This window comes from Sphingomonas phyllosphaerae 5.2 (genome assembly GCF_000419605.1).
GTDB lineage: Bacteria > Pseudomonadota > Alphaproteobacteria > Sphingomonadales > Sphingomonadaceae > Sphingomonas > Sphingomonas phyllosphaerae_B.
In genome coordinates this window covers 33267-58801 of the sequence record NZ_ATTI01000002.1, presented here as the reverse complement: position 1 = coordinate 58801, position 25535 = coordinate 33267, and the positions used below count along the sequence as shown (strand labels likewise).

Here is a 25535-nt window from a genome sequence, read left to right as displayed (position 1 = left end):
GGCGTTCTCCTTCAACGGCGGACGCGGCGGAGCGCGAACGGCACCAGCGCGACCCACATGACGGTCAGGAAGGCGAGCAATTGCCCGGTCTGCGCTTCGCCGCCGCGCAGGTAACCGAACCCGCCGAGCGACGCGGCGTAGAGCGCGAACGACACGACCGCGACCGCGATCGCGGGCACGTCCGCCGCGCCGCCGCCCGTGCTCCCCGTGACGTCCGGGGCGGCGTCCTGCGTGGCGAACCAGCGCAAGGTGACGACGAAGATCATGATGACCGCGATCAACAGCAGCCGGATCGCGGCGTCGCCGGCCGCGATCCCGATCGCGAGCGGATAGAGCGTCACCGCCTCGACCGGGAACAGCTTCACCAGGCTGGTGTAATAGGGCTCGGGCGCGGCAGCGGCGACGCTGCGCCGCGTGGCCGGCCTGATCCGCAGCGTCCCGCGCAGGGCCGGGCGCAGGGCCGCAGGCAGGCCCGCAGGCAGGTCCGCAGACAGGTCCGCAGGCAGGGGCGGGGCGGGCGGCGTTTCGAGCGCGGCGATCGCGCGCTGTACCGCCGCGGCATAGCGCGCGACCGCTTCATCGTCGGGGACGAGCGCGCGGCCGATCGCGACCGCCTGTTCGCTGCGGTCCTGCACGATCGCATAGCCGGGGCGGTCGCCCTCCCCCGGCGTCGCGGCGAAGCGGTCGCGCGCGCTGCCGAGCGCGGTGCGCAGGCCGAACAAGGTCTCGAAGAACCGCGGCACGAACCGTGCGTCCTCGACCAATGCCTGCATTTGATCGACCAGTGTATCGGCGGCCGCGACGGCTTGAGCGAAGTCGGTCATAGCGGTGTCCCCAACGCGGCGACCAGACCGAGCGCGCGCGTCACGCGGTCGAGATTGAGCCGCGCGGCGGCGCGGCGCTGCGCGGGCGTGAAGCGCCCGGCAAGCGCGTCGCGCAACCCCGCCTGCGCGGTCGCGGCGAGCGCGAGCGCGGCACTCACCTCCGCGGCGCGCGCCGGGCCGTCGCGCGCGGCGGCGCGGGCGGCGAACACGCGCGCGGCGAGTTCCTCGCGCTGGCTTGCGGACACGTCCGCCCGCTCGCGCAGGTAGCTGCGGAACAGCGCGTTGCCGTAGAGGTCGTCGGCGGTACGCGCGGCGCCGGTGCCCCAGACATCGACCTGCACGACGAGCGCGGCGAGCGCGCGATCGACGGTCGCCCCACGTTCGACGACGAGCGCGCGTACCGCCCGCGTGTCGCGCGCCTCGCGCGCCAGTGCATCGGCGAAGGCGATCAGCGCGATCAGGCTCTGTCCCTGCTCGCTCGCCGCCGCGGCGCCGATGCCGGGGATGTCGGTGCCCGCAGCGAAGTTGGCGAAGCGCGCCAGCCGGTCGGCCTGATCGGCGAAGGCGGTCAGCTCGGCAGCGACGTCGCGCTTCGGCGCGTCGAGGATCGCGGCGAGCGCATCGGCATAATCGGCGACCGCGGCGAGCAACGCGATGCGCGGTTCGAGCACCGCGCGCGGGCTGTCGGCGATATCGATCGTGAACGCGGTATGCCCCGCCGCGGGAGCCGCGTCGGACAGGCACAGTGGCGCAGGGGCGGCGCCGGGCGCGACCGGCACCTGGAGGCGCAGCGGCGTGAGCGGCAGGCAGCTGGAGTCGCTGGCGACCAACGCGGCGGCCGCGGCGCGGCGGCGTTGCTCGATGCCGTCGAAATAGCGCGCGGCCGCCGCGACCGCGACGCGGCTGTCGCGCTGCACCGCACCCGCCGCCTCGAGCCGGAGCGCATTGCCGGCACAGCCCGCGAGCGACGCGAACAGCAGCAACGACAGGACGGGACGGCGCATGCGCACTCTCCTTCGGGATCGGCGAGTCGGTGGCAATCTTCCACAGTCGTGCGATGTAGGACAGCGTTTCGAACGGCTTACCTGCTGGTACGCGCGGGCGCTTGGCGTTCGACGGCGCGGTGACGTACGCATCGCTTTACCGATCAACCCGCAACCGGTGAGAACATCGTGTCAGACGCGCCTTTCGGGCTGAGCGACAAGGAATGCGCGGTCCTGCGGCTGCTGGCGCGCGGACACGATGCCAAGAGCGCCGCGGCCACGCTGGGCGTGTCGGTGCATACCGTGAACGAGCGGCTGCGCGAGGCGCGCGCCAAGACCGGCGCGGGGAGCAGCCGGGCGGCGGCGCGGCTGCTGACCGACCGCGACGGCCCCGAAAATTTCGTATCCGAGAAAATGCGGGTTCGCGCCGACCCGGCGATGCGCGAGCCTTCGATGGTGCCACGCCGCGTGGCCGCGGAGGACCCCCGCTTACCGGGCCGATGGGAGTTGCTTGCCATGCTGACCGTCTTCGCCGCCGCGATGATCGCGATCGGAGCGCAGATCGGCGCGGCGAACGGCGCTGCGCCCGCCGCGCCGCGCGTGGTCTCCACCTACCCAAAGCAGGGCGCGACGATCGATGCCGGTACGCTGCGATTGCGCGTATCCTTCGACCGTCCGATGCGCGCGCAAAGCTATTCCTTCGTGCAGAAGAGCGCCGCGACCTATCCCGATTGCGGCGCGAACCGGCCGGAGCAATCGGCAGATGGGCGAACCTTCACGCTGACCTGTATGGTGCGCCCCGGCGGCCGCTACGAAATCTGGTTCAACGATCCGCCGTACCGTAATTTCGTGGATCCAGGTGGCGTGCCGGCTGTGCCATTCGGGTTGCACTTTGCAGTGCGCGGTCGATAGCGGGCCCGCCCCCTCACACCCGCCGCTCATACCCGAACGTCCGCCGGCCCGGTGATCCGCTGCTTCACCGTCACGCCCATCGCGCGTTCCTCGTTCGAGAAGCCGTCGAACTGCGGCAGCGCGCCGAAATCGAGCCCGGTCAGCGCCGCGATCGACAGGATCGAGCGCTGGTAGGTGCGGAACGCGCCGAACAGCAGGGACTGCTCGCTCAGGTCGACGTCGTGGTCGATCAGATAGGCGGTCGCCGAGGGGCGGCCGTCGTCATGGACGAACGCCACCACCTTCCAATAGGCCAGCGGGATTGCCACGCCGCGGTAGACCGGATCGTCGGCGCGGAAGACCGGCCCGGTGAACACGCTGGCGCGCTCGCGCACGCGCCGCGTGTTGACGAGGATGTAATCCTCCAGTTCCAGCCACGTGCGCTGGTTGAACGCCGACAGCTGCGGCGCGCAATTGGTGAAGTGGAAGGTGTCGCGGTTGGCGGTCGCGGCGGTCGCGCCCCAGTTCGGATCCTCGCGGCGCACCAGGTGCCCGCGATCGAAATCGTTGTCGGCGTACAGTTCGTCGCCGGCCTGCGCCTCCTCGGGAATGCGCCCGTCATACGCCCATGCATCGCCGCCGCGCGGGACCGCCACGCTGGCCGCGCCGTCGAGATTGGCGGCGGTGAACAGCGCCAGCCGCCGTCCGCGCGCCATCACCACCGTGAAGTGCTCGTAATCGAGCCGCGCATCGTCGCGCCCGGCGACCGGCAGCACGACCGCGGCGGGCGCAACCGGCAGCGGAACCGCAAACGCGCCGAGATGGTCGCTGCGATAGCCCGCGCGGTCGGCGAGCGACGCCGGCGACGATACGCGCGCCTCCGCCAGCAAGGCGGGTGCCTCGCGCAGCAGCGGGCGCAGGTCGGCCAGTCGCGGGCGGGCTTCGAGATCGATCGTCATGCCGTGTCCTCCATCGCGCGCGCGGCACGCCCGACGCGCGCACCGGTTGCCCCAACGCGTGCCGGCCGGTAGCGGATGCGGGATGCGCCTTCCCTGCCCCGCCTTGCTTGCCGGCACGCTCGCGCTCGCGCTAACGGCGTGCGGCGGACGATACCGCGCGGTCAGTGACACGCCGGTGACGGTCGGGCGACCGTACGTGGTGCGCGGGATCACTTATGTCCCTGCGCCCGCACCGGATTACGACATGCTCGGGCGCGCGAGCTGGTATGGCAGCGAAAGCGGCAACCGCACGGCGCGCGGCGAGAAGTTCCGGCCGGGCTGGCTCACCGCCGCGCACGCCACGCTGCCGCTGCCGAGCTATGTCGAGGTGACCTCGCTCGACACCGGGCGGGTGATCGTGGTGCGCGTCAACGATCGCGGGCCGTTCGCGCGCGGGCGGATCATCGACCTGTCGAAGGGCGCGGCCGAAGCGCTGGGGATGCGCGCCGGGGGGCACGGCGCGGTGCGCGTGCGCGTGGTCGCGCCGGATGAGCGCGACCGCGAACGGCTGCGCCACGGCAAGCCCGCGGCGTCGCGCCCGAACGCCGACCCGCAATCGCTGGCGTTCTGGCGATCGCAGCTGGCGGCGTCGGGGATGTAGCGGAAACGACAACGCCATCCGGTTCGCCGTGCGGCGGCCTGGATGGCGTTGCGACGGCTTTGAACCGCTGTGTCGACACGTCGACGGATCGACGTGCCGACGGCGTCAGGTCACAGCTTCAGCGAGACACCTGCAACGATCTGCCGGCCGAGCAGGTCATAACCCATGATCGTGTTGCCGCGCAGCAACCCGATCCGCGAACGGCTGTCGGGGACGAGCGGCGGGTCGCGGTCGAACAGGTTGTTCGCGGCGATGCGGAAGGTCATCCGCTTGTTGATGTCGAAGCCGACTGCCAGGTCGATCCAGTCATAGGCGGCGATGCCCGGATACTGGTCGCGACGCGCGCTTTCGTCCTGCACCGGGATGCCGGTGTCGGCGGGCGCGTAGAAGGTCGTCGGCATGCCGCTGCGATGGCGCCAGTTGACGGAGACGTTGGCGATCCGCTCCGGCGCGAACCACGTCGCGCGCAGCTGATGCGCCCAGCGCGGCATGCTCTCGCCGCAGCCCGAACCGAAATAGCCGGTGCAATTGCGCTTGATCGCCGCCGGCGACGCCTGTCCGCCGTTGCGCGTCATCAGCGTGCCGTTGAAGCTGACGTCGAGCGAGCCCGCCCCACCCAGCCGGACGTTATACTGGCCCTGGAAGTCCCAGCCGTACGACTGCTCCTTGTAGCCGTTCGACGAGCCGCGTGCGACCCAGCCGGCTGCCGGGCGGCTGCCGGCGGGGCTGGACAGCGTCCCCGACCCCGCGTTGCGGACGATGCCGCTGCAGAAATATTCCAGTCCGGTGTTGAGACATTCGTTGATGAGATCCTGCGGTTGCAGGAACACCAGCTGGTCCTCCAGATCGATCAACCACCGGTCCGCCGACACGACCAGTCCGGGGATGAAGCGCGGGCGCAGCACGACGCCGAACGTCTTGGTATAGGCGGTTTCCGGTTTCAGGTTGAACCCGCCCTCGCGCACGGTGCACGCATCGTTCGGGCAGATCAGCGACGCGCTGCCATAGAGGTTGGCGGGCAGCCCGGTGTTCCCGCATTGCGCCTGGGTGGCAATCGGCGCCAGCCGCGGTCCGCTCGGGTTGGCGGGGTCGATGCGTGGGGCGCACGGATCCGCATAGAAGCCCTGGTTCCAGGTGACGTTGGCCGCATTGGCCGCCGCCCCGACGCCGGGCGCGGCCTGCGCCTTGTTGTAGGACGCGCGGAACGTGACGTCCTCGATCGGCGACCACAGCCCCTCGATCTTCCAGGTGGTGAAGCGGTTGTCGAGCCGGTTGTACTTCGACACGCGATAGCCGCCGTTGACCTGCAACAGCCGTGTCCACGACTGGTTCTCGACCAGCGGCGCCTGGATTTCGGCGTTCGCTTCCAGGATGTTCTGCGTGACGCGCTGATTCTGGCCGCCGTTGTTGTCGATGAAGACCTGGTTGACGTCGGTCCGCTCCATCTCGTCGCGATATTCGGCACTGATCGCGACCGCCAGGCCCTGCTCGGCGAGCGGCGAAGTGATGCCATATTTGCCGAGGTCGCCGCTGATCGTGCCCAGGAACTGCATCAGGCGCGGAATGCGCGTGCTGATCCCGCCGGTCGCGCCGCCGTACAGATACTGGTTGAGCGCCTGGTCCTTGTTGAACGGCGCGAAGGCGTTGAACGGTACGCAATTCGGGTCACTGCCGTTCACCACCGCCCGGCAGGTTGGCACACCGCCGACGTTGACGACGTCGAGCGACCGGTTGATGTTGGCGAATTGTGCGAACGGCACGTCGATCGTGTCGAGCCGCGCGCGCGAGATCATCCCGGCGACGTCATAGGTCCACACGTCGTTCAGACCGCGCCCGCGCAGCCCCGCAACGATACGATAGCCTTCGTTGGTGAACTTCTGCTGCACCAGCGGCTGACCGTCGAAGCGGTAGCGGACGTCGATCGGCGCAAATTGCCCCGCCACGCCCGCGTTCGTGCCGCACAGGTCGCCGCGCTGCGCGCCGGACAGGAACGGATTGTCGCAATTCACCTGGAACGGCACATCGCCGTTGCCGTAGGCGGTGTAGGAGAATGTGCGGTTCAGCTGCGTGTTGTAGGATTTGTCGCGGTAGAACAACGCGTTCGCGTAAAGCTCGATGTCATCGGTAAGCTCGGCGCTCAGGAAGCCACCGACGTTGACGCGCTCGAACGGCCGCTGAAACGCCCAATCGTCATACGGGTTGGCCGAGGTACCCGGCGGGCCGCTGTTGATCGGGATGAAGGTGCCGTTGCCGTTCGGGTTGTTGACCAGCTGCTGCCCGGCGCGCGGCCCCGACTGCGGGATGATCGTGCCGGCCGGCGTATAGCTGGCGCGCGTGCACGAAAGCGGCGCGGTGTTCGACGGCTGCGTCACTTCGCAGACCGAATTCGAGCGATCGACCAGCTGGACCAGATCCGACTGGCGATAGTTGATGAAGCTGCTGAAATTGACGCGGTTGTCGAACAGGTTGACGCCCGCCGCGAGGCTGATGTCGCTGCGTCCGCCGTCGTTGGTCAGCCCGTTGCCCGAATTGAACCCGGCGCGCTCCGCGGCGGCGGTGACTGCGTTGGAACCGTTGTCGTGGTTGAAGAAGCTGTAATTGGCATCGATGCGGATGCCCTCGAAATTCTTCTTCAGGATGAAATTGACGACGCCCGATATCGCGTCCGAGCCGTAGACCGACGACGCGCCGCCGGTCAGCAAGTCGATCCGCTCGACCAGCGCATTGGGGATGATCCCGACGTCGACGGTGTTGGGCAACCCGATGCGCAGGCCGTCGATCAGCGTCAGCGTGCGCTCATAGCCGAGGCTGCGCAGCTTGATGCGCTGGCGTCCTTCGGAATCGCTGAAATTCTGCTCGGAATTGACCTGCACCTGCGGCAGCCGGTTGACGACTTCCTCGATCGTCGTCGCGCCCTGCGCGGCGATGTCGAACGCGGTGGTGGTGACGATCGGCGCGGCCGAACGCGTGTTGGGACGCGTGATGCGCGTGCCGGTGACGACGACGTCGCCCGAACCGGCGGCGCTCGTGTTGTCGCGGCCCACGTCCGCGGCCAGCTTGGCCGATGCGACCGGGTCGCCGATCGCGGTATCCGCCTGCGTGGTGACCGGTGCGGTCTCGGTCTGCGCCGCCGCAAGCGACGGCATCGCGACCAGTGCGGCCATGCAGCAACCGCCGGCCAGCAAACTCCTCAACGTCATGATCGTATCTCCCCTTGCACGCTCCCTGAAGCGCCGGAGATGCTCGCGCCGCCCGCCTTTACCGGCAGGGTCTACGCTGGAACGATGTTCGCTGATCTCCCCGGCGTCAGCATTCACGGATGTGTCACCATTCGAATACTTAAACAATACCATTTTTTGTTATTCAAACGTCTTCGGCGACCTGCGTCTACGAGGCACTCGGAAGCGAAGCGGTTTATGGGCCGGCTTTGGTCCCATCCCGCATCCATGCGAACGGCGCGGGAAGGTCGCCCTCCCCGCGCCGTGCGCGTCATGCCGGTGCCGCGGGCGTCGCTGCCCGCGGCGATGTCGATCAGGCGAAGAGGATGTCGGCCTGGATGATCTTGATGTTGGTCTGGATCGAGAAGTCGGCGACGCCGTCGCCGTTCACGTCACCCTCGACATAGTTGAGGCCGTCCAGCGTGAACGCGCGCAGCTCGCCCGCGGTGTTGCTGAACGCCGCCGCGCCGACCCACTTGAACGGATCGACCGCGCCGCCGGTCTTCGCGTCGAGCAGGCTGAGGTCGAGGAAGTCGACGCCACGCGTGAAATCGCGGATCGTGTCCTTCGCGCCCAGATCGGTGAAGCGGAAGGTGTCGGCCCCCGCGCCACCGGTCATGATGTTGTTGCCCGCACCGCCGTAGAGCAGGTCATCGCCAGCGCCGCCCTGCATCGTGTCGTTGCCGGCACCGCCGAACAGCACGTCATTGTCGAACACGCCGTCCAGGATGTCGTCGCCATCGCCGCCGTACAGCGTGTCGATGCCCGCGCCGCCATAGAGCTGGTCCGCGCCGCTCCCGCCCGCCAGCCAGTCGTCGCCGGCCTGGCCGTACAGGATGTCGTTCCCGGCCCCGCCGTCCAGCGTATCGTCGCCGCCGTTGCCGAACAGCTGGTCGTTGCCGGCGTTGCCGGTCAGCGTGTCGGCGTTGTTCGAGCCGGTCAGCGCATCATCGCCGCGCCCGCCTTCCAGCGCCTCGATGCTGATCAGCTTGTCGCCCAGCGCGTCGCCGGCGGTGCCGCGGTTCGACAGCAGCGAAACGGTGACGCCCGTCGTCGAATAACGGTAGCTGGCGGTGTCGAACCCGCCGTTGCCGTTGAGCGAGTCCGCGCCCGCGCCGCCGATCAGCACGTTGCTGGCGTTGTCGCCGGCCAGCGCGTCGTCGAACCGGCTGCCCTCTACGCCCTCGAAGCCGCGATAATAATCGCCCCGTGCGTCGCCGGCATAGCCGCGCCCGTTCAGCAACGAGACCGAAACGGCGGCCTGCGCGTCACGGTAGCTGACGATGTCGGTGCCCAGCCCGCCGTCGAGGCGATTGACCACCGCATTGCCGATCACGAGGTCGTTGCCGCTGCCGCCGACCGCATTCTCGATCGTCGCGCCATAGGCGATGCCGACGTTGTCGGTCAGGCTCAGGTTGCGCTGCCCGGCGATCAACTGCGCATAGAGCGAGTCGTAATTGGCGCGCGTGAGCGGCGGGTAACCGAGCGTGGCGCGGTTGGCGTTGACCTGCTCGAAGCCGAGCCGCTCACGCACGTCGGCCAGCGTCACGCCGCCGATGCTGCTCAGCGAGCCCGGGTTCAGGTTGATCTCCTGATCGGTGCGATAGCCCGAGGCGTCGAGCGTGTCGTTGCCGCCGGCATCCCAGATCGTCACGATCGGCGCCTTGTTGACCGTGAAGTCGAACACGTCCTTGCCGGCGGTCGCGTTGAAGCCATAGACGGTGTCGCCGGTGCGCGTGGTGGTGTCCGCGCCGTACATCTTCTGCACCGCCAGGATGTCGTGGATCATCGGCGTGCCGCCATAGGCGCGCGCGAACGTGTTCCAGTCGATGTCGCCCGCGCCGATGTCGCCCGGGTTCCAGTAGGACATGATCGTGTAGTTGCGCGAATCCTGGTAATATTCGGCGCCGTTCTGGTAATTCACCGCAAAGCCGGGGCCGAAGTTGTAATTGCCCGGATGCGACAGGCCGATCGCATGGCCCAGTTCGTGGGTCAGCGTGTTGAGGCCGTAGCCGCCCGGGGTCAGCTGGAAGTTGCTGGCCTGGCTGGCCGACACCCACACGTCGCCGGCGACGCGCTCGATCTGCGCGTTGAGCGCGACGTCACCGTCCACCAGCGTGCCCTGCGGCAGATAGGCATAGGCCTGCGTCTGCGGCGCGTTGGCGAGGCTGCCGAAGGTGATGTCGGCGCGATAGACGTTGCTGACTTCCTTGAACGTCACCGAAACGACATCGTCCCAGAAGCCCATCGCCTGCCGCGCGGCGACGCGCTGATCGGTGTTGAAGGCGGCGAAGTTGAAATATTCGTCGAAGGCGTAGTCCTGGCCGTTCTCGGTATAGGCGTAGCCGTTGTCGAGCAGCTGCTCCTTGTTCTCATAGAAGCCGAAGGTGATCTCGCGCACGTTGCTGTCGACCTGCCGCGCCGGATCCGGCCCGCCGACCCAGCTCGCGCCCGAGCGGTTGAGATAGGCGGCGATCTGATCGGCCGACCAGATCTGCTTGCCGTTCGCCGCGGTGGTGCCGGCGAGGTAATCGACCGAGCCCTGCTCGCCGGTCAGCTTCAGCCCGGCCATCGGATCGACCAGCCCGACGTCCTTCTGGATGCCCCCGGTGCAGGCCGGACAGGTGCAGGCGACGCCCTTGAGCAGCTCGGTCTGGTGTTCCGAATGCCGGATCAGCTGTTCGATCTCGGCAGTGTTCCCGATCGTCATCTACTCGACTCCCTGTGTGATTTTATCGTGTGATTTTATCATGTGATTTCGGCGTGCCGTGGGCGTCGGCCAGACGCGAAGCATCATCGTCGCGGGCGCCCGGCGGGCAGTGGCCGCGCATGCGAGCCCACCGCGGCCTGCCACGGCAGCGTCGCGGCGAGCAGCCCGGCGACCGCGCGCTCGAGCGCCGGCAGGTCGTCGGCCGCCACGACGCGCGGCGGCGCGCCGAACAGCTGCCCGGCCTCGGCGGCGTTGCGGAACGGGCGGATCGTCAGCGCGACGACCCCGGCGCCGCGCACGTCCTCAACGGAGGCCTGCACCAGCAAGGTGACCCGCCCCGGCGCCAGCGCCGCACCGCCGAGCGCCGCGGCGGTGACGGGCACCGGCGCGCCCTTCGCGGCCTGCGCGGTGACGGCGGCGCAGAGGCGGTCGTGGAGCGCGCCGGTGGCGATACCGTCGGCGGTGTGGACGAGGCAGGTGACGCCGAGCGAGGTGACGTCCTGCCACAGCAGCGCGGGCGTGGCGGCTGCCGGCGCCGGCAGGTCGGCGGCTGCCGGGTTGGCGGAAGGCTGGCTGGGAGCGGACGGGATCGCGGCGGGTTGCGCGGCAGCGTCGGCGGCAACCAGAACCAGCGACGATGCCGCCGCAATTCGTGCCCTTGACCCGTAGTCCACCGCCACTTTCGTCTCCCTATGGGAAGTTTCGTGGAAGACTGTCCCGTCGCCGCGGCAGCGTCAATCGGATTCTAACCAAGATGTCATGCGCAAATCATTTTGATATTGCGGACAACGATACCCGATCCTCCACGGCGCGCAGGTCCTCCACGGCGCGCAGGATCGCGCGGCCGTAGGTGTTTGATCCCACGGTTTGATGGTGCGATCCTTTCGTTGGAATGGAAGGAAGCCGCATGGGACAAGTTCGTCACGGGAGCGCCACGACCACGCACGCCGTCCGAGCAGCAATACAGCGATCGCAAGCTTCGCTCGCGACGCTGAGCCGTGAGCTGGGGATCAATCCGAAGACAGTCGCGAAGTGGCGTAAGAGGGCAACGGTCGAGGATATAAAGACCGGGCCGAAGGCCCCTCATTCGACTACCTTGACCGAGGCTGAAGAGGCGATGGTTGTGGCGTTCCGACGGCACACACTGCTGCCGCTCGACGACTGCCTCTACGCGTTGCAGCCATCGATCCCGCAGTTGACGCGCTCAGCGCTGCATCGTTGCCTCCAGCGGCCCGGCATATCCCGCCTGCCGGATATCGAGGGCGAAAAACCGAAGCGCCAGCGCTTCAAGCGTTATCCCATCGGCTTCTTTCACATCGATATCGCCGAGGTGCAGACTGCCGAAGGCAAACTGTACCTGTTCGTCGGCATCGACCGCTACCCGCCAAGTTCGCGGTCACCCAATTGGTTGAGAAGGCTGACAGGCGAACTGCGTGGGAGTTCCTCGAACACCTGCTGAAGGCCGTGCCGTACCGCATCCACACCATCCTGACCGACAACGGCATCCAGTTTGCCGACCAGCCTCGTAACCGCAACACCGCCTGGTCGCGTCAGATGCGGTTCGACATGATCTGCGAGGCGAACGATATCGAGCACCGACTGACAAAGCCGAACCACCCGTGGACCAATGGGCAGGCCGAACTGATGAACCGGACCATCAAGGAGGCGACCGTCAAACGCTTCCATTACGAGAGCCACGACCAGCTGCGGACGCACCTCGCCGACTTCATGGCCGCCTACAACTTCGCCCGCCGGCTTAAGACGCTCAGCGGCCTCACTCTGAACCGCCCCGGGTTTGCCGGAGGCTCCAACTCCTGAGAAGGTGGAGCCTGTATGAGCAAGACGACGAACAAGTTTGCGCCGGAAGTTCGGGAACGCGCGGTACGGATGGTTTTCGACCACGAGCGGGATCATTCTTCTCGATGGGCAGCCGTGGTGTCGATCGCGGAGAAGATCGGCTGCGTTCCGCAGACGCTGCATGAGTGGGTGAAGAAGGCTGAGGTCAACAGCGGCAAGCGTGCCGGTGTCCCGACCGAGGTTGCCGACAAGATGAAGGCGCTAGAGCGGGAGGTCCGCGAGCTGCGGCAGGCCAACGAGATTCTGCGCAAGGCGTCCGCATATTTTGCGCAGGCGGAGCTCGACCGCCCGTTCCGGCGATGATCGCGTTCATTGACGATCACCGCGATGCCTATGGGGTCGAGCCGATCTGCCGTGTCCTGCCGATCGCCCCATCCACCTACCACGAGCGTATCGCGCAGCGACAGGATCCGACACGCCTGTCGGCGCGGGCACGGCACGATGTTGCTCTCAAGCCCGAGATCGCGCGCGTGTTCGCCGAGAACTTCGCGGTCTACGGCGTGCGCAAGGTCTGGCGGCAGATGATACGGGAGGGAGTGCCCGGCGCCCGCTGTACGGTCGCGCGACTGATGCGCGAGATGGGCCTGGCAGGCGTAATCCGGGGCAAGCCGGTGCGCACCACAATCAGCGACAAGGCGGCGCCGTGCCCGCTCGATCACGTCAACCGCCAGTTCTACGCACCAGCGCCGAACATGCTGTGGGTCTCAGACTTCACCTACGTCGCGACCTGGGCGGGGTTCGTCTACGTCGCCTTCGTCATCGATACCTATCCTCGGCGGATCGTCGGCTGGCGGGCCAGCAGGACGGCGCATGCCAGCTTCGTCCTCGATGCCTTGGAACAGGCGCTTCACGATCGTCGGCCGGCCCATCGGGGCGGCCTCATCCATCATAGCGACCGGGGGTCGCAATATGTGTCCATCAAGTACACCGAGCGCCTAGCCGAGGCCGGGATCGAGCCCTCGGTTGGCAGCGTCGGCGACAGCTATGACAACGCTTTGGCCGAGACGATCAACGGCCTCTACAAGGCCGAGGTCATCCATCGCCGTGGGCCCTGGCGATCTTTCGAAGCGGTGGAATACGCGACCCTCGAATGGGTCGACTGGTTCAACCATCGCCGGCTGCTGGAGCCCATCGGCAACATCCCGCCGGCCGAAGCCGAAGATCAATATTATGCTGCCGTGAACAACATCGATATGGCGGCGTGACTCACAACTCAAGGCCTCCGGCAGACCCGGGGCGATTCACTCCCTACGAATACATCGCCAAGATCTGAACGTCAGAGCCAGACCGGTTCATCGTCGATCCGATCCACCAGATGCCGGGACTAAACACCAGCGGCACGCGTTGGATCGCTGGACTATGACAACGTTGTGACGTTGGAGTTCAGCCGATTGGGAAAGGCGACCGACAATACCTTCGTAGAGACGTTGAACGGCCGCTTTCGCAGCAGGATGAACGTACACTGGCACCTGTCGTTGGCGGATGATCGGACCAAGATCGATGGCCGGCGACGGGATTATAGCGAGAGCGGTCCTTACACATCGCTTGACCGGTGACACCGGTCGAAAATACTGCGCCACGGGCAACATAAATGCCGGTAACTTATGCGGTTCGAGCCCCTGTGCCGCTTGGCCTGAAATCATGCAGCGGCCGAACGCCACGCCATTGCCAAACGAAGCATCCGTTACCTCAAGCACGAGTAACAACATGACCATGTCAGCCCCCTCTTGGCCGTCAGTGCTTTGATGCGGCACGCTGTTGAGGACAGCAAACGCGGCTTTCCCAATTAACTTCAACAACTCAACCGTCTTCTACATGGCACGAAGGTCCATGTAGATTGGCTGACACAAGCGCAGTATCAGGTCCGCCGCCTTGGGCGTGCTCTCGCTATGCGAAGCCGTATGGAGGATGACGACACCGGTTCCGATCGATGCCGCCACTCCAAGGACCTTCGCTCCAAAACCGAATCAGCGTTCCTTCGATTGCCGTCTTGATCGACGCTGATGACGCGCGGAGTGTGGCTGAAAAAAGCGCCTTCCTTTCCTCGTAAGCCTATGCTGAGGGTCCTCCCGAAATAAACAGGTCGAGGACACGAGTGATGCTGTACGTGACCAACTTTGGCGCGAAGTTCGATGGCGTGACCGACGACAGCCAGGCGATCCAAACCGCGATCGATACTGCCGACGCGCAAGGCGAGCCGCTCTCCTTTCCCGGCCGAACCGCCGTTATCAGGACAGCGCTTAACCTAAGAAACCGCACGGTCGAGATCTATGGGACTATGAAAAAGACCGTGCTCCGCGCTGCAACGGTTGGCATGACCATGATCGACGCGGAGAGCCCCGACGAGATCATCTACTCGCCTTTCAAGATAAATGGCATCCAGCTCGACGGCGCAAATAGGGCCGACTATTGTATTAGGATCCGCAACCGGCATCACTCAGAGTTGAATGGAGTATTTCTTAGTTCGGCACGGGTGGCGAATGCTTGGGAGCGCGAGACATGGGTCTCCCGTCGCTATAATTGCCGCGTGGAGGGAGGCCCCGTCGGCTGGCAACTTGAAGGAAGCAACTTCGATAGCGCCTTCTACGGCTGCTACATCGCCGGTTGCTCAGACACCCAATGGCTTCTGAACAACAATGGCACACTACTGAATGGAAACAACTCGCTGCTTTTCTCGAATTGCGGCGCGACGGATGGCTCGGGTCGGGGCGTGGTCCTCAACGGCCAAGTCGTCGCGAACTTCCACGCCTGCTACTTCGGCGAGAACCTGGACCGGGCCACGGTCGTAAATAACGGTGCGGTCGCGATTTTTGAAGGTGGTACGCTCTCGTTTGGCTGGACGCCGCAAAGCTACCTTGTGATTCCGGCTGGCGGCGAGACGCTGATCCAGAATGGGGCTCAATTGAACGGGCAAGATTATGGGTCGGTGAACCTCCTCAGCTACCTTAGTCCGGCACAGCAGGCAGCGGCGCATGGCACCTTCCGGCTGGATGATACAAAGGCCTATCTCATCACCGGAGGCGACCAAATCGTCCAAGGCGACGTGCTCGGCTACGGCGAGCAGCGGAACGTCCTCGTTCCCAGGTTGGGTCGTCAATTCACAGCGATCGGCAACAGCGTCACACTAGCGGTTTCTAATCCCAAACCTAATGCCCAACGGGTCACGTGCTCGACCGTGAGCGGGGGCAACCCGATCATCGGCTTATACGCCCCGCTATCGCGCGATTACCGCGTCTCCGAACCGTTCTACCTCGTGCTCGTCTATCGCGCATCAAGGCCGCTCCAGATTAGGGTGGACGCGTCTCCCTTGGGTGCGGACGTGGTTCTCCTAAGTTTCCCGCCAGCGAGCACGTCAACCGCGACGCTCATTAAGTTAGACGCCCCACTGCCGCCCGTGCCAACCGGCGCGGTACTTGATATTCTGATGCCGAATGCGGCGGCCGGTGACTTCATCGAGATCAGCGAGTGCTTCCTGACTGACGCGACTGCGGCTGCCAAAGGAATTGCGCCCGTGAATAGGTTAAGTAAGTGCTAGAACCAAGGTTCGGTGATCACAGTCCAAAGATGACGGTGGCAGCAAAGCCGACGCCAGAGAAGAAGGCGGGCGGCGGTCGTAGCGTGTATCGACGCCCGCTAGTTTCTGACGGCCGACCACGGCTTCTCCGAGCGTCGCGCCTGCAGGCTGATCGGGGTCAACCGGTCGGCATGACGATATGAACCGTTTTGCGGGAAGGTCGATGCTGTCCGCGAACGGATGCGCGAGATCGCGAACGAGCGTCGGCGGTTCGGCTACCGGCGACTGGCGATCCTGCTCAGGCGGGATTGCAAGGGCATGAACCTGAAGAAGGTGTACCGGCTGTATCGCAAAGAGCGGCTGACTCGGCGGCAGGAACCGAGCGTTGGGCACGCGGGCACTGATGGCGATCCCGCAGGAACCCAACCAGCGCTGGAGCCTTGACTTCGTGTCGGATGCATTGGCCTGCGGCCGTCGGTTCCGCGTGCTCAACGTCATCGACGATTACAGCCGAGAATGCGTGGCCTACATTGTCGATACCTCGTTGTCAGGTCGCCGCGTCGTGCGAGAGTTGACGGCCATCGCCGAGCGTTACGGGCTGCCGTGTATGGTGGTCAGCGACAACGGCACCGAGCTGACCAGTCATGCCGTTCTCGCTTGGTGCCAGGACACTCGGGTCTAATAGTATTACATCGCTCCGGGCAAGCCGCAACAGAATGGCTTCGCGGAATTGTTCAATGGTCGCTTGCGCGACAAATGCCTGAACACGGGGTAGTCGCTGGAGCGCGGCACCTCGATCAGCGATAGTGCGAAAGGTGGCTGTTCCTGGATAGAAAAAGGTGCGGGCTCACGACTGACAGTCGGGCCCCAACATCGGACGGAGAACAGCCATAGGTGAGTATATCGGGCTCGACGTTTCGCGGAAAAAGACGGCGGTATCTATTCGGCGTGACGGCAAGTGCATTTGCCGCACAAGTGTGCCTCGACCCGCAACTGCTTGCAGCGCTGATCCGCAAGCATGTTCGTGAAGCGGAGGGGGTGGTGTTCGAGACGGGACCGCTGTCGATCTGGTTCTATCATGCGCTGACCGCGGAGGGGCTGCCGACGATATGCATCGATGCGTGCCATGCCAAGGCTGCGCTTGATCTGGCGGCGAACAAGACCGGCGCCAACGATGCTGATAGTCTGGCGCATCTGGCCGAGGTCGGGTTCTACAAGGAGGTGCGGGTCAAGAGCTTCCACAGCATGCTCGGGCGCACGCTGCTGGCGGCACGAACGCGCCTGGTGCGGATCGGCACCGAGCTGTCGAACCAGGTCCGGAGCTTGATGAAGACGTTCCGTCTCGTCGTCCCGCCTGCCTCTGGAAGCAAGTTCGAGCGCCAAGTGGAGGCTCTGCTGGCCGACAATGCCGACCCGGGCCGGATCATCCGGCCGCAGCTCGAGGCTTGGCACGCGGTCCGCCTTCGTGCCGCGGAGCTGGGGCGCAAGCTGCTGGCCGATGCTCGGCGCGGCGATGCCTGCCAGCTGCTCATGACCATTCCCGGCGTCGGCGTTGTGACGGTCACTTCCTTCGTCACCGCAATTGAGGACCCGACCAACTTCCAGCGCTCCCGGTCCGTGGGCGTCTGGGTCGCGCTGACAACCCGGCGCTATCAGTCGGGCGAGATCGACTTTGACGGACATATCTCCCGACGTAGCGACAGGCACCTGCGGGCTCCTCTACGAGGCAGCGACGGTGTTGCTGGCCCGCAGCCGGTCCGAGTGCGATCTGCGCAAGTGGGTTCTGCGGGACTGCAGCTGCGCGAGCGGCTCGGCTTCAAGCGCGTCGCGGTTGCCGTCGCCCCAAAGCTCCCCGTCATCATGCACAGCATGCTGATCACTGGCGAGCCGTTCAAGGAGACACGCGCCACAGCCTGATACCGAGTTCGTCCGCGTCGCAAGGCGCAGCGAGACGTCCTGCCAGGACGTAGGCCGACCAACTCCGAGACGCTCGTTGCATCCGACACCCACACGGGAATGGAATGCGTCCTGAACCTTAGAGAGGTCGCCCTGCGAAGCCCCATCATGCGGCGGCACATTCCAACCGCGAAGACGACCATGCTCACGGCAACGCCATCTCAGAAACCCCTTGCACCGGATGCGATTAGACGACGAGCACCTGTTCCCATCGCTGGCTGCAGCGAGGCGGATCATCAAGGCATGGCGGACGGACTACAACACTGTGCGTCCGCACAGCAGCCTTGGCGGCATGGTACCCGCCGAGTTTATGGACCGCTCCCACCAAAGGCATGAGGTAACCGAACCTAACTTATCAGCGGCCTGAAAATGGGGAGCACGTCACGCCCATCGCGACCTGACCCTTGCTCCTGATATCGTCAAAGCATGCCGACGCTGAGCAGCACCTAAGAGCGACAACGAGACGACACCCACGCAGCATGGACTTGCTGAGATTGAACATGTCAGACGTTAATTACAGAATTTCAGAACTGTCGACGCCCTGCTGGATACTTGGGTGCAAAAGCCGGCGTTGTGGCTTTCGCCTCCGGATCGTAGGCACGGTCAATACGAGAGCGCAGCCGCGACGGGATACGGCTGGGGATGCGGCTGTCAATTCGCCCCAGCGGATCGGTTACGTCTGCAACCTGCCGTTGTCCGACCTGTCCAACCGCAGAGGTGGCGACATGCCCGGAAGGCAGAGCTTGCGCGCGCACCGTCTCGGCACCAGCAACCAGGGCGAGCAACACAGTCAATCGTGTCATCCAGATCGGTTGTCGCTGCATCACACCACTCCCATCACGCGGACGGTGCGAGCCGAACCGTCTCGATCTGACCGTTGACGCCATCGACCTTATCGGAGGCGCGGAGTATCAGGCGAAGCGTTTGCGTGGTACAATCGGAAGGCACCACGACCTCCCCGCCGAAAAGGTCCCCCTTCGGATCAGCGCCCGAATTTTGGACGGTTACCCGCCCGGCCTCGCGCCCATCACCGCAGGTCAACACCCAATAAGGCAGCGCGGCGGGCGCCTGGCTTATCCCGGTGCTTCGCCCTTCCAGCCGGTATCGGCCTGGCGGTAAAATCTGCATCTGTTGCACGACCGGTCCGCCGACGCTGGTCGGAGCCGAGAAATCGAGCACCCCGCCATTTGTGCCGCGCTGAATCGAAGTGTTGACGCTCGCATCGCTGATTGTCACCCAGTCGAACGGCGACGGTGTGATCGGCTGTTCCGCAAAATCAGGATCGCGCGAACGGCGGGGATCGGCATGACGGTGCATCGACGCATAATAACGCCAAGCCGCTGCAATCCGGCCTTTGCCGATTAACGTGCTTACAATCGTCGCCCCCGCACCTGGCGGGATTTCGACTCCGGCGCGACGCAGTTTAAGGAAGAACTGCACCGTCACCAGCGGATCAGGGCCATTGCCTGACACGTAATCGATGAAGGCGCCCGGCCAGACCGGTGCCTGCGCCATAGTCGCGACGAGCACGGCACGCACGCTGGGCTCCGCAATTGCCGAGCTCAGCACTGGGAACAGCAGGTCAGGCGCCTCTCGCGAGGTGCGCAGCGCGATATCGTAGTGTTGCAGCGCCGCTGGGATGTCGGCGCGCGCTACCGCGTCCTCGATCGCCCAGACCTGCGTCTGGAGATCGCGGCGCGACAATCGCCCGGCGTAATTGAATAGCCGCCGCGATCCCGCGACATCGCCACGCAGTTGCGCGTTCAGCCCCAGCGTCGCGGCCGCAACCACCGCCATCGGTTCCTGCAGCAGTGCGCGGCGCGCTAGCTGGTCGGCGCGCAGGCGCGAGGCGCCATCCGCATCAGGCCTCACCAGTTTTTGTGCCAGCAGCGCAGTGACGCGCCCATCGTGCGGGGCCAGCCTGTGCGCGCGCTCAACGTTGGCGGTGCGCAACATAAAGCCCAGCGTTCGCGCAATCGATGCCCACGCAAGCGCCAGCAGCACGACCGCCAGCACGCCGCGCATCGCCCACTCGACGGGCGTTCGGCGCGTGTGGGTGCGGGTGCGGGAAGGCGACCGGGCGCGCGCAGACATCAGGCGGATGTACCCTTATCGCGACCATAGCCATAGCCATATTCATAGCCATAGCCGTAATGAGCCTTTCGACTCTCGAACTTGGTTAATACGCCGCCCATGACGCGTGCATTGGCGCTGGCAAGGCGGCCAAGAGCGGTCTTAACCATGCTGGAGCGAATTCCATGCGATTCAACCGCATAAATCACACCCTCAACGCGGCTGGCAATCAGTGGCGCATCGGCCAACCCCATGACCGGCGGGCTGTCTATCACCACATGGTCGTAGCTCTGCAGCAACCTTTCGATAAGTGTCGACAAACGATTGCCAGTCAGCAGCTCCGCCGCGTTCGGCGGGATAGGGCCGGCAGACATGGCGGTGATGCCCAGATCATGCATAGGGAAGATCAACGCATCGATATTATCCTGCCCGGTGAGGAAGTTGCTGAGCCCACGGTCGTGATCGACCCCACCCAAATGGTGTATCGAGGGCGAACGCATGTCACCGTCGACCAGGATGACGCGCCGGTGCGCACGCGCCAGCGTGGTGGCCAACGCCAGGGCCGTCGTCGACTTGCCCTCAGCCGGACGGGTCGAGGTGACCGCGAAGGAACGCGGTACGCCATGTTCGGTGGTGAAGGCCAAGTTGGTCTGCACAGCTAGGTAGGCGTCGAACAGATCGGACTTGCGATCCAGCAGCGCTTCCTTGGGCGTCCCCGATTGTAGTTTGGGCACCGATCCTAGCAGCGGTAGGCCGAGTCGTCGCTCGACCTCCGCTGGATCGGCGATCGCCTCATCAATCTGTTCGAGCCCGAGCGCCAGCAGCACGCCAAGTCCGAAGCCGGCCAGCAGCGCCAACGCCAAGTTCAATAAGAGCCGCGGGCTCGACGGCTTTTGCGGAACATTAGCGGGGTCCACGATTGAGATATTATTGACGCCCACACCGCCCGCGACGCCGATCTCCTTGAAGCGCTGAAGCAGGCCATCGTACAACGCGCGATTGGTATCCACTTCCTGCTGGTAGATATTGTATTGGATCGATCGTCGGCGCAGGTCGAGATAGCTCGACTTTAACTGATCGACCTTGCTCGCCAATGCATGTTCGCGCTCCTGCGCCTCGCGGAAATCGGCAAGCAGCGAGCCCGACACGCGTCCTTCCTCGCGCGCGATCGACCGGTCGAGCTGATCAATCTGTGAGTTGATCGCCTGCGCGGTCGGGTAGCCGGGCTCGAATTGTACCATAAGCCGCTGATATTCGGCGGCCAGTTCGGCGCGTTTCTGACGCAGAGCGTTAATCGCCTGATTGCGCAGTGCCTCGGTCGACGCGCCACCACGCCCCGCCTGCTGGTATCGAGCCTCGACCTGGATGCGGTCGGCGGTCGCTTGCGACAACGCGGCGTTCAGCGCAGCCAGATCGTCCGCGACGATCGAGCGTTCGGAGGTAGTGCGTCCGTCACCGCCAGTCTGCGCAGGCAGATTAATGATCCGTTGTGCCGATGCATAGCCGACAAGCTGGCGCTGCGACTCGTCGAGGCGCTCCTTGATTTGCCCAAGCTGGTGCTGAAGCAGGTTTCGGCCGTAGGAGGTCGCCTGAATCTTGCGCTCCAGATTAGTCTGAATGAAGTTTTCCGCCCAAGCATTGGCGACCTTCGCAGCGAAATCCGCGTTCGGGCTGGTGAACCGGATGTCGACCAGTCGCGACAAGCGCGTTGGTGCAATTGCCAAATTTTTCATTAGCACCTCGCCCGCGATCCGTTGCCGCACGCTCCGGCCGCTGGCGGGATAGCGACCGCCCACCAACTCGAACGCCGGCTCGTCCTTCGCCGCTCCGTACATCTCGAAAAACTTCGGATCGTCGACCATTCGCAGCTGCACCGCGACCCGCTCTGCCAGCGAGCGCGACTGCAGCAGGCCGTACTGCGTCTGGTAGAATTCCTGATCAGCGACGCTCGTCTCCCGCTCGACACCCTGAAAATCGGTCACTTTGTCCGAATCCCGAGATATTTCGACCGTGGAGACCGCGGTATATTTGGGGGTCATCAACAAGGTCGCGACCAGCCCGAGCAGCACGCAGGCCGCCGTCGTGCCTATAATGACGTAGCGCCAGCGCATCGCAATGCGCAGATACTGTCGGATCAGCGGCATCCCGTCGCCCGAGGCCGCGGGTGAGGCGACAGGCGGCGCGGCGCGCATGTTGGATGTAACAGTAGTCATGCAGGCGCCTTACTGGAGAATCGCAATTAACGGCGCCGCAACGATCGGCGAGAGCGACACGAAATCGCGGAACAGGCGACGCTGTGGGGAATCGCCAACAAGGATCACATCATTAGCGTATATCGGAGGGTCATCGTACGTGCCGCGCCTGATCGCGTCGATATTGTAGAGCCCGGCCATCTTGTGCCCGGCGACAGTGCGCAGGATCACCACATCGTCCTGTCGCGCGAATTCAGACAACCCCTTTGCAGAGGCGATGGCGCGCATCAGCGTCATCTGATTGGTTACGGGATATAAGCCAGGCTCGACCACCTGGCCATCGACGGTCACCACTTGGCTGACCGAGCTGCGAATGTTGACGGTTACTTCCGGGTTACGGACGTAGCGACCGCGCAGCGTCGCCTCGATTGCGGTGGCCAGTTCCGCAGCGGTCTTGCCGCGCGCATCGACAGTGCCGGCCAGCGGCATTGAGATTCGCCCGCTGGCGTCGACCTGCATTTCGCGGCTCAGTTCGGGGATGTTGAAGACATCGACCTGAATCGTATCAAGCGGCCCGACAAGCGAGGGGCGATCGGGCGCAGTCAGGTCGTTGCGGTCGGGTGCGGGCAGCACCGCGCTGTCGGAGACGACTGTCAGCCGTGCGGTGGAGATCAGGGGTTGTCGGCCCCCGCAAGCCGACAGCGCAGCCGCGAAGGACAGGAGTATACAGAGCTTACGCATGTCGACGGATAATGTCCCGAACCAGATGGGCTGGCGTGCTATAGGTGCTGGCCTGCTTCAGGTAAAGACGAGCGCTTGCCGGCCTCGTCACCACTCCCCTGCCCGTCTGCCAGCCACACCGCAGCGATCACAGTCAGCGCCATCATCGTCGGGGTGCGTAGTGGATAATCGAAGGCACTCGCCACGATTAGCAGCAGCAGGATCGCCGAACCAAGCCGCCCTGCACCGGTTATTGCCCCCCCCCGCACGCGCCACACGCGGATGCTAGCCGAAAGCCACCAGAACAGCGCCGCGCCCAGCAACAGCCCGCCTGGCACCCCGGCATCTAGAACCACTTCCAGGAAATCATTATGCGCATGGTTGAAAAAGGTGGGCTTCAGTAACGCCAGCGGTTCGTGCATCCGGAACATCGGGTCGAACCCGCCAACCCCGCTGCCAAGCGGCAGGTAGGTACTGATCATCTTCAGCACGATCGGCAGCCCGCGGTTGCGCATGTCGGTGCCAACGTCAACCGCGAAGGTACGGTGGATCGATTCCGCGCGGTTCGCCGCGACGCTGGCCGCGACCACTACCGCCAGCAAGCCCAGCACGCTCGCGATCAGCGCCAGGAACGCCCATCGTGGCGCGCGCGATAGTTGCCGACGCAGTTCGTGACGCACCATCGTGAGCGCGATCAGAACCGCCAGCACAGCAGTTAGCATTCCCGCGCGCGATCCGGTCGCCAGAATTGTCATCACGAACAGCACGATCAATCCTAACGCCAGTGGCCCGCGCCAGCGCGCATGCCGCTCGCCCCGGAACGCCCAAGCGGGTGCCAGCAGGCAGCCACACGCCAAGAACACCGCGAAGTGATTGCGGTTGGCGAAGATGCCGCTGACCTGCCCGACCGTATCGTTGACGAAGGGATTGCTGAGCCGGGCTCCCGATACCTGTAGCAGCCCCACGAGCATCGCGATCGTGACCATCACTAGCAGCACGCCCGGCAGCAAGGCGCGCTCGGCCGGGCGCATCGCGACCAGCAACACTAGCACCGCAACCGGCACCACCAGCGCGGACAGCGCGTTGCCTGTCGCCCCCGGCGTCATTGTCCACGGCCGCCACGGTTGTGGTGCGCCGCGTGGCACCGCCTCGGTCAACACCGCGCGTCCCGGCAACCGCAGCCACAGGTCGGCGGGCAGCGGAATCAGCTGCAAAGCGACGAGCACGACCCCGAACGCCAGCAGCCACGCGACCGGGCGCAAGTCACGCGTGACATTCGGGCGCGGCGCGAGCAGCCCGGCGACGATCAGCGCGCCCCAAGCGGCGACGCGCACCACCACCTGCCCGGAAACGTCGGCCCGCGATGCGCCCCCCGCCAGCCACAGCATCGCCAGCAATGCCAGCAAAAGGGCGAACGCGATCCCCGGAAGCGGGAACGGCAGCGGGCGGTGACGAGTGGGCATGAAGCGTCGTGTAGGATCTAGGCGCGCCCGCAACAAGTCGCGTGGCGACACATCGGTTTACACTTTTCCGCCAAATCGGTAAAGGACATCAAGGTAAGAACGATCCGTCATTTTCAAGTGCCTTTACAGATCATTGCATCATTCGGCAGGTAATCTGTAACTAATGTCCAGCCGATTGACGACCTCGAAGAAATTATAGCGAGTATAATAGGTGGCCGAACAAATCTTGCGCCGACATGTCAGCTGGCAGCGGTTACGATGGAACCTTCTGGGCGCGATACTATGTTCGGCAACGCCCTATGTCGTCCGGCTGATGACTAATCCGCTCAATGATGACGCGGGATTACTAAACATCACCTTAATGGGTACGTTGCTCGCGTCTTTGCTCGGGGTGTTCCTGTTGCGCAGTCTTAGCAATTATCCCGGCGTGCAAGGCAGCGTATATATCGTGCCCTCATTTTTTTCGAGCTATAGTCTGGGATTCGTAATCTTCCTATTAGGCCGCTTCTCTTATTCTCGCTCGGTATTTATCACCAGCTTCATTTTGTGTGTTGCATGGTTCTACATCGCTTATTTCCGGGCGCAACGCCGTGCCGGATTAGTAATCGGAATTATTCCAATCGGCAATGCCGTGAAACTAACCGAGATCGAACGGATCGAATGGCGTATATTGAACACGCCGAACGACGATGCGTCTGACCTCTCGGCGATCGCGGCGGACTTGCGCGCTGATCTACCCGACGAGTGGGAACGCCGCCTTACTGATTGTGCGCTGACCGGGCTACCAGTCTATCACAGCAAACATCTACTTGAATCACTGACCGGGAAAGTCGAACTAGAGCATCTGTCCGAAAACAGCTTCGGAAGCTTGGTGCCGGTATCGGCATATATGACGGCAAAGCACTTGATTGACTGGGCAGCGGCGGCAGCCGCGCTGCTAATCCTGTCGCCGGCACTACTGTCGATTGCGTTGGCAATCCGGCTCGATTCTCCGGGACCCGCTATCTTCCGACAACGCCGTATCGGTTATCAGGGCGTGCCGTTCACGGTCTACAAGTTCCGCTCAATGACCATTACGCGTAACACGAAAGATGATGCGCGCAGCCATGCGATGACGCAATCGAACGATCAGCGCGTGACAAGGATCGGGCGCTTCCTGCGTCCCTCGCGCGTCGACGAATTGCCGCAATTGTTGAACGTGCTCAAGCGTGAGATGAGCTGGATCGGTCCACGTCCGGAGGCGGTGGTACTATCGCGCTGGTACGAGGCGGAAATCCCCTTCTATCGCTATCGTCACATTGTGCGGCCGGGGATCACGGGCTGGGCGCAGGTCAATCAAGGCCATGTCGCCGAAGTGGAGGACGTGCGCCACAAGCTGCACTACGACTTTTACTACATCCGTCATTTCTCGCCGTGGCTCGACATCCTGATCGTGGCACGCACCATCCGTACGATGCTAACCGGCTTCGGTGCGCGCTGATCCGGCGTCAAAGGAAAGTTGATATTCGCTCCGATATGGGCGCCGAACAAACTGT

18 protein-coding genes, 4 pseudogenes and 1 other annotated feature are annotated in these 25535 nt (G+C 64.6%); of the genes and pseudogenes, 11 read left to right on the top strand and 11 right to left on the bottom strand.

The window, feature by feature from the left end; genetic code table 11:
* Window positions 1-11: 11 nt before the first annotated feature.
* Entirely contained in the window at window positions 12-824 is an 813-nt protein-coding gene (locus SPHPHY_RS0118385; RefSeq protein ID WP_022688145.1) for a hypothetical protein, read from the bottom strand.
* Window positions 821-1828 carry a hypothetical protein gene (locus SPHPHY_RS0118380; protein ID WP_022688144.1) on the bottom strand — a complete coding sequence of 336 codons (1008 nt, stop codon included), beginning with the start codon at window positions 1826-1828 and terminating at the stop codon, window positions 821-823. Before SPHPHY_RS0118380 ends, SPHPHY_RS0118385 begins: the two co-directional genes overlap by 4 nt.
* Before the next feature lie 168 nt (window positions 1829-1996).
* Here SPHPHY_RS0118380 and SPHPHY_RS21095 point away from each other — a divergent pair, with 168 nt between their 5' ends.
* Window positions 1997-2719 carry a LuxR C-terminal-related transcriptional regulator gene (locus tag SPHPHY_RS21095; protein ID WP_028057130.1) on the top strand — a complete coding sequence of 241 codons (723 nt, stop codon included), beginning with the start codon at window positions 1997-1999 and terminating at the stop codon, window positions 2717-2719.
* Window positions 2720-2745: 26 nt separating this feature from the next.
* Here the strand turns inward: SPHPHY_RS21095 and SPHPHY_RS0118370 are convergent, their stop codons facing one another.
* Window positions 2746-3657, bottom strand: a complete 912-nt coding sequence (locus tag SPHPHY_RS0118370) for a DNA/RNA non-specific endonuclease (RefSeq protein WP_022688143.1) — start codon at window positions 3655-3657, stop codon at window positions 2746-2748.
* 82 nt (window positions 3658-3739) lie between these two features.
* Between SPHPHY_RS0118370 and SPHPHY_RS0118365 the strand changes: the two genes are divergently transcribed.
* Window positions 3740-4297, top strand: a complete 558-nt coding sequence (locus tag SPHPHY_RS0118365; protein ID WP_022688142.1) for a septal ring lytic transglycosylase RlpA family protein — start codon at window positions 3740-3742, stop codon at window positions 4295-4297.
* Window positions 4298-4407: 110 nt separating this feature from the next.
* On the opposite strand, the gene SPHPHY_RS0118360 is transcribed toward SPHPHY_RS0118365, so the two are convergent.
* The 3 genes from SPHPHY_RS0118360 to SPHPHY_RS20685 form a co-directional block, all read right to left on the bottom strand.
* The gene (locus SPHPHY_RS0118360; protein WP_231370506.1) at window positions 4408-7497 is read right to left on the bottom strand and encodes a TonB-dependent receptor domain-containing protein; all 3090 of its coding nucleotides are present in this window, start codon (window positions 7495-7497) and stop codon (window positions 4408-4410) included.
* A 331-nt stretch (window positions 7498-7828) separates the two neighbouring features.
* Window positions 7829-10225: a M10 family metallopeptidase C-terminal domain-containing protein gene (locus tag SPHPHY_RS21090; RefSeq protein WP_022688140.1), complete on the bottom strand. Its 2397-nt coding sequence runs from the start codon at window positions 10223-10225 to the stop codon at window positions 7829-7831.
* An 83-nt stretch (window positions 10226-10308) separates the two neighbouring features.
* Window positions 10309-10899 carry a hypothetical protein gene (locus SPHPHY_RS20685; RefSeq protein WP_022688139.1) on the bottom strand — a complete coding sequence of 197 codons (591 nt, stop codon included), beginning with the start codon at window positions 10897-10899 and terminating at the stop codon, window positions 10309-10311.
* Between the two features lie 233 nt (window positions 10900-11132).
* Between SPHPHY_RS20685 and SPHPHY_RS20680 the strand changes: the two are divergent.
* From SPHPHY_RS20680 to SPHPHY_RS22605, 8 genes and pseudogenes are all read left to right on the top strand, one after another.
* Window positions 11133-12004: pseudogene (locus tag SPHPHY_RS20680) on the top strand (IS481 family transposase); the annotation flags it as partial.
* Between the two features lie 54 nt (window positions 12005-12058).
* Window positions 12059-13287 (top strand): IS3 family transposase gene (locus SPHPHY_RS0118335; RefSeq protein ID WP_156025195.1). Its coding sequence is split into 2 segments (ribosomal slippage): window positions 12059-12347 and window positions 12347-13287, totalling 1230 coding nucleotides; the frame shifts between segments, so codons are not numbered across the junction.
* Window positions 12340-12456, top strand: a sequence feature (AL1L pseudoknot). (Overlaps the previous gene by 117 nt.)
* Window positions 13288-13325: 38 nt before the next feature.
* Window positions 13326-13445 (top strand): annotated as a pseudogene (locus tag SPHPHY_RS22840) (IS481 family transposase); the annotation flags it as partial.
* 7 nt (window positions 13446-13452) lie between these two features.
* Window positions 13453-13638, top strand: a complete 186-nt coding sequence (locus tag SPHPHY_RS20675) for an integrase core domain-containing protein (protein ID WP_051148473.1) — start codon at window positions 13453-13455, stop codon at window positions 13636-13638.
* Window positions 13639-14180: 542 nt separating this feature from the next.
* Window positions 14181-15617 carry a glycosyl hydrolase family 28-related protein gene (locus SPHPHY_RS0118325; RefSeq protein WP_022688138.1) on the top strand — a complete coding sequence of 479 codons (1437 nt, stop codon included), beginning with the start codon at window positions 14181-14183 and terminating at the stop codon, window positions 15615-15617.
* A 120-nt stretch (window positions 15618-15737) separates the two neighbouring features.
* A pseudogene (locus SPHPHY_RS22610) lies at window positions 15738-16362 on the top strand (DDE-type integrase/transposase/recombinase); the annotation flags it as partial.
* A gap of 128 nt (window positions 16363-16490) precedes the next feature.
* Window positions 16491-17513, top strand: coding sequence for an IS110 family transposase (locus SPHPHY_RS20665; protein ID WP_231370505.1), 1023 nt, complete (start codon window positions 16491-16493; stop codon window positions 17511-17513).
* 211 nt (window positions 17514-17724) lie between these two features.
* Window positions 17725-17856 (top strand): annotated as a pseudogene (locus tag SPHPHY_RS22605) (integrase core domain-containing protein); the annotation flags it as partial.
* Between the two features lie 220 nt (window positions 17857-18076).
* Here the strand turns inward: SPHPHY_RS22605 and SPHPHY_RS22115 are convergent.
* Genes SPHPHY_RS22115 through SPHPHY_RS0118295 form a run of 5 tightly spaced genes read right to left on the bottom strand, consistent with a single transcriptional unit; the run spans window position 18077 to window position 24000 of the window.
* On the bottom strand, window positions 18077-18376 hold the full coding sequence (locus SPHPHY_RS22115; protein WP_156025192.1) for a hypothetical protein: 300 nt from the start codon (window positions 18374-18376) through the stop codon (window positions 18077-18079).
* A gap of 13 nt (window positions 18377-18389) precedes the next feature.
* Entirely contained in the window at window positions 18390-19646 is a 1257-nt protein-coding gene (locus SPHPHY_RS0118310; protein WP_156025191.1) for a hypothetical protein, read from the bottom strand.
* Window positions 19646-21838, bottom strand: a complete 2193-nt coding sequence (locus SPHPHY_RS0118305; RefSeq protein WP_028057125.1) for a GumC family protein — start codon at window positions 21836-21838, stop codon at window positions 19646-19648. Before SPHPHY_RS0118305 ends, SPHPHY_RS0118310 begins: the two co-directional genes overlap by 1 nt.
* Window positions 21839-21847: 9 nt before the next feature.
* On the bottom strand, window positions 21848-22558 hold the full coding sequence (locus SPHPHY_RS0118300) for a polysaccharide biosynthesis/export family protein (protein WP_022688135.1): 711 nt from the start codon (window positions 22556-22558) through the stop codon (window positions 21848-21850).
* Window positions 22559-22596: 38 nt separating this feature from the next.
* Complete coding sequence (locus SPHPHY_RS0118295) at window positions 22597-24000, bottom strand: O-antigen ligase family protein (protein ID WP_022688134.1); 1404 nt, start codon at window positions 23998-24000, stop codon at window positions 22597-22599.
* Window positions 24001-24211: 211 nt separating this feature from the next.
* On the opposite strand from SPHPHY_RS0118295, the gene SPHPHY_RS0118290 reads away from it, so the two are divergent.
* Window positions 24212-25480: a sugar transferase gene (locus tag SPHPHY_RS0118290; protein ID WP_022688133.1), complete on the top strand. Its 1269-nt coding sequence runs from the start codon at window positions 24212-24214 to the stop codon at window positions 25478-25480.
* The last annotated feature ends 55 nt before the right edge of the window (window positions 25481-25535 follow it).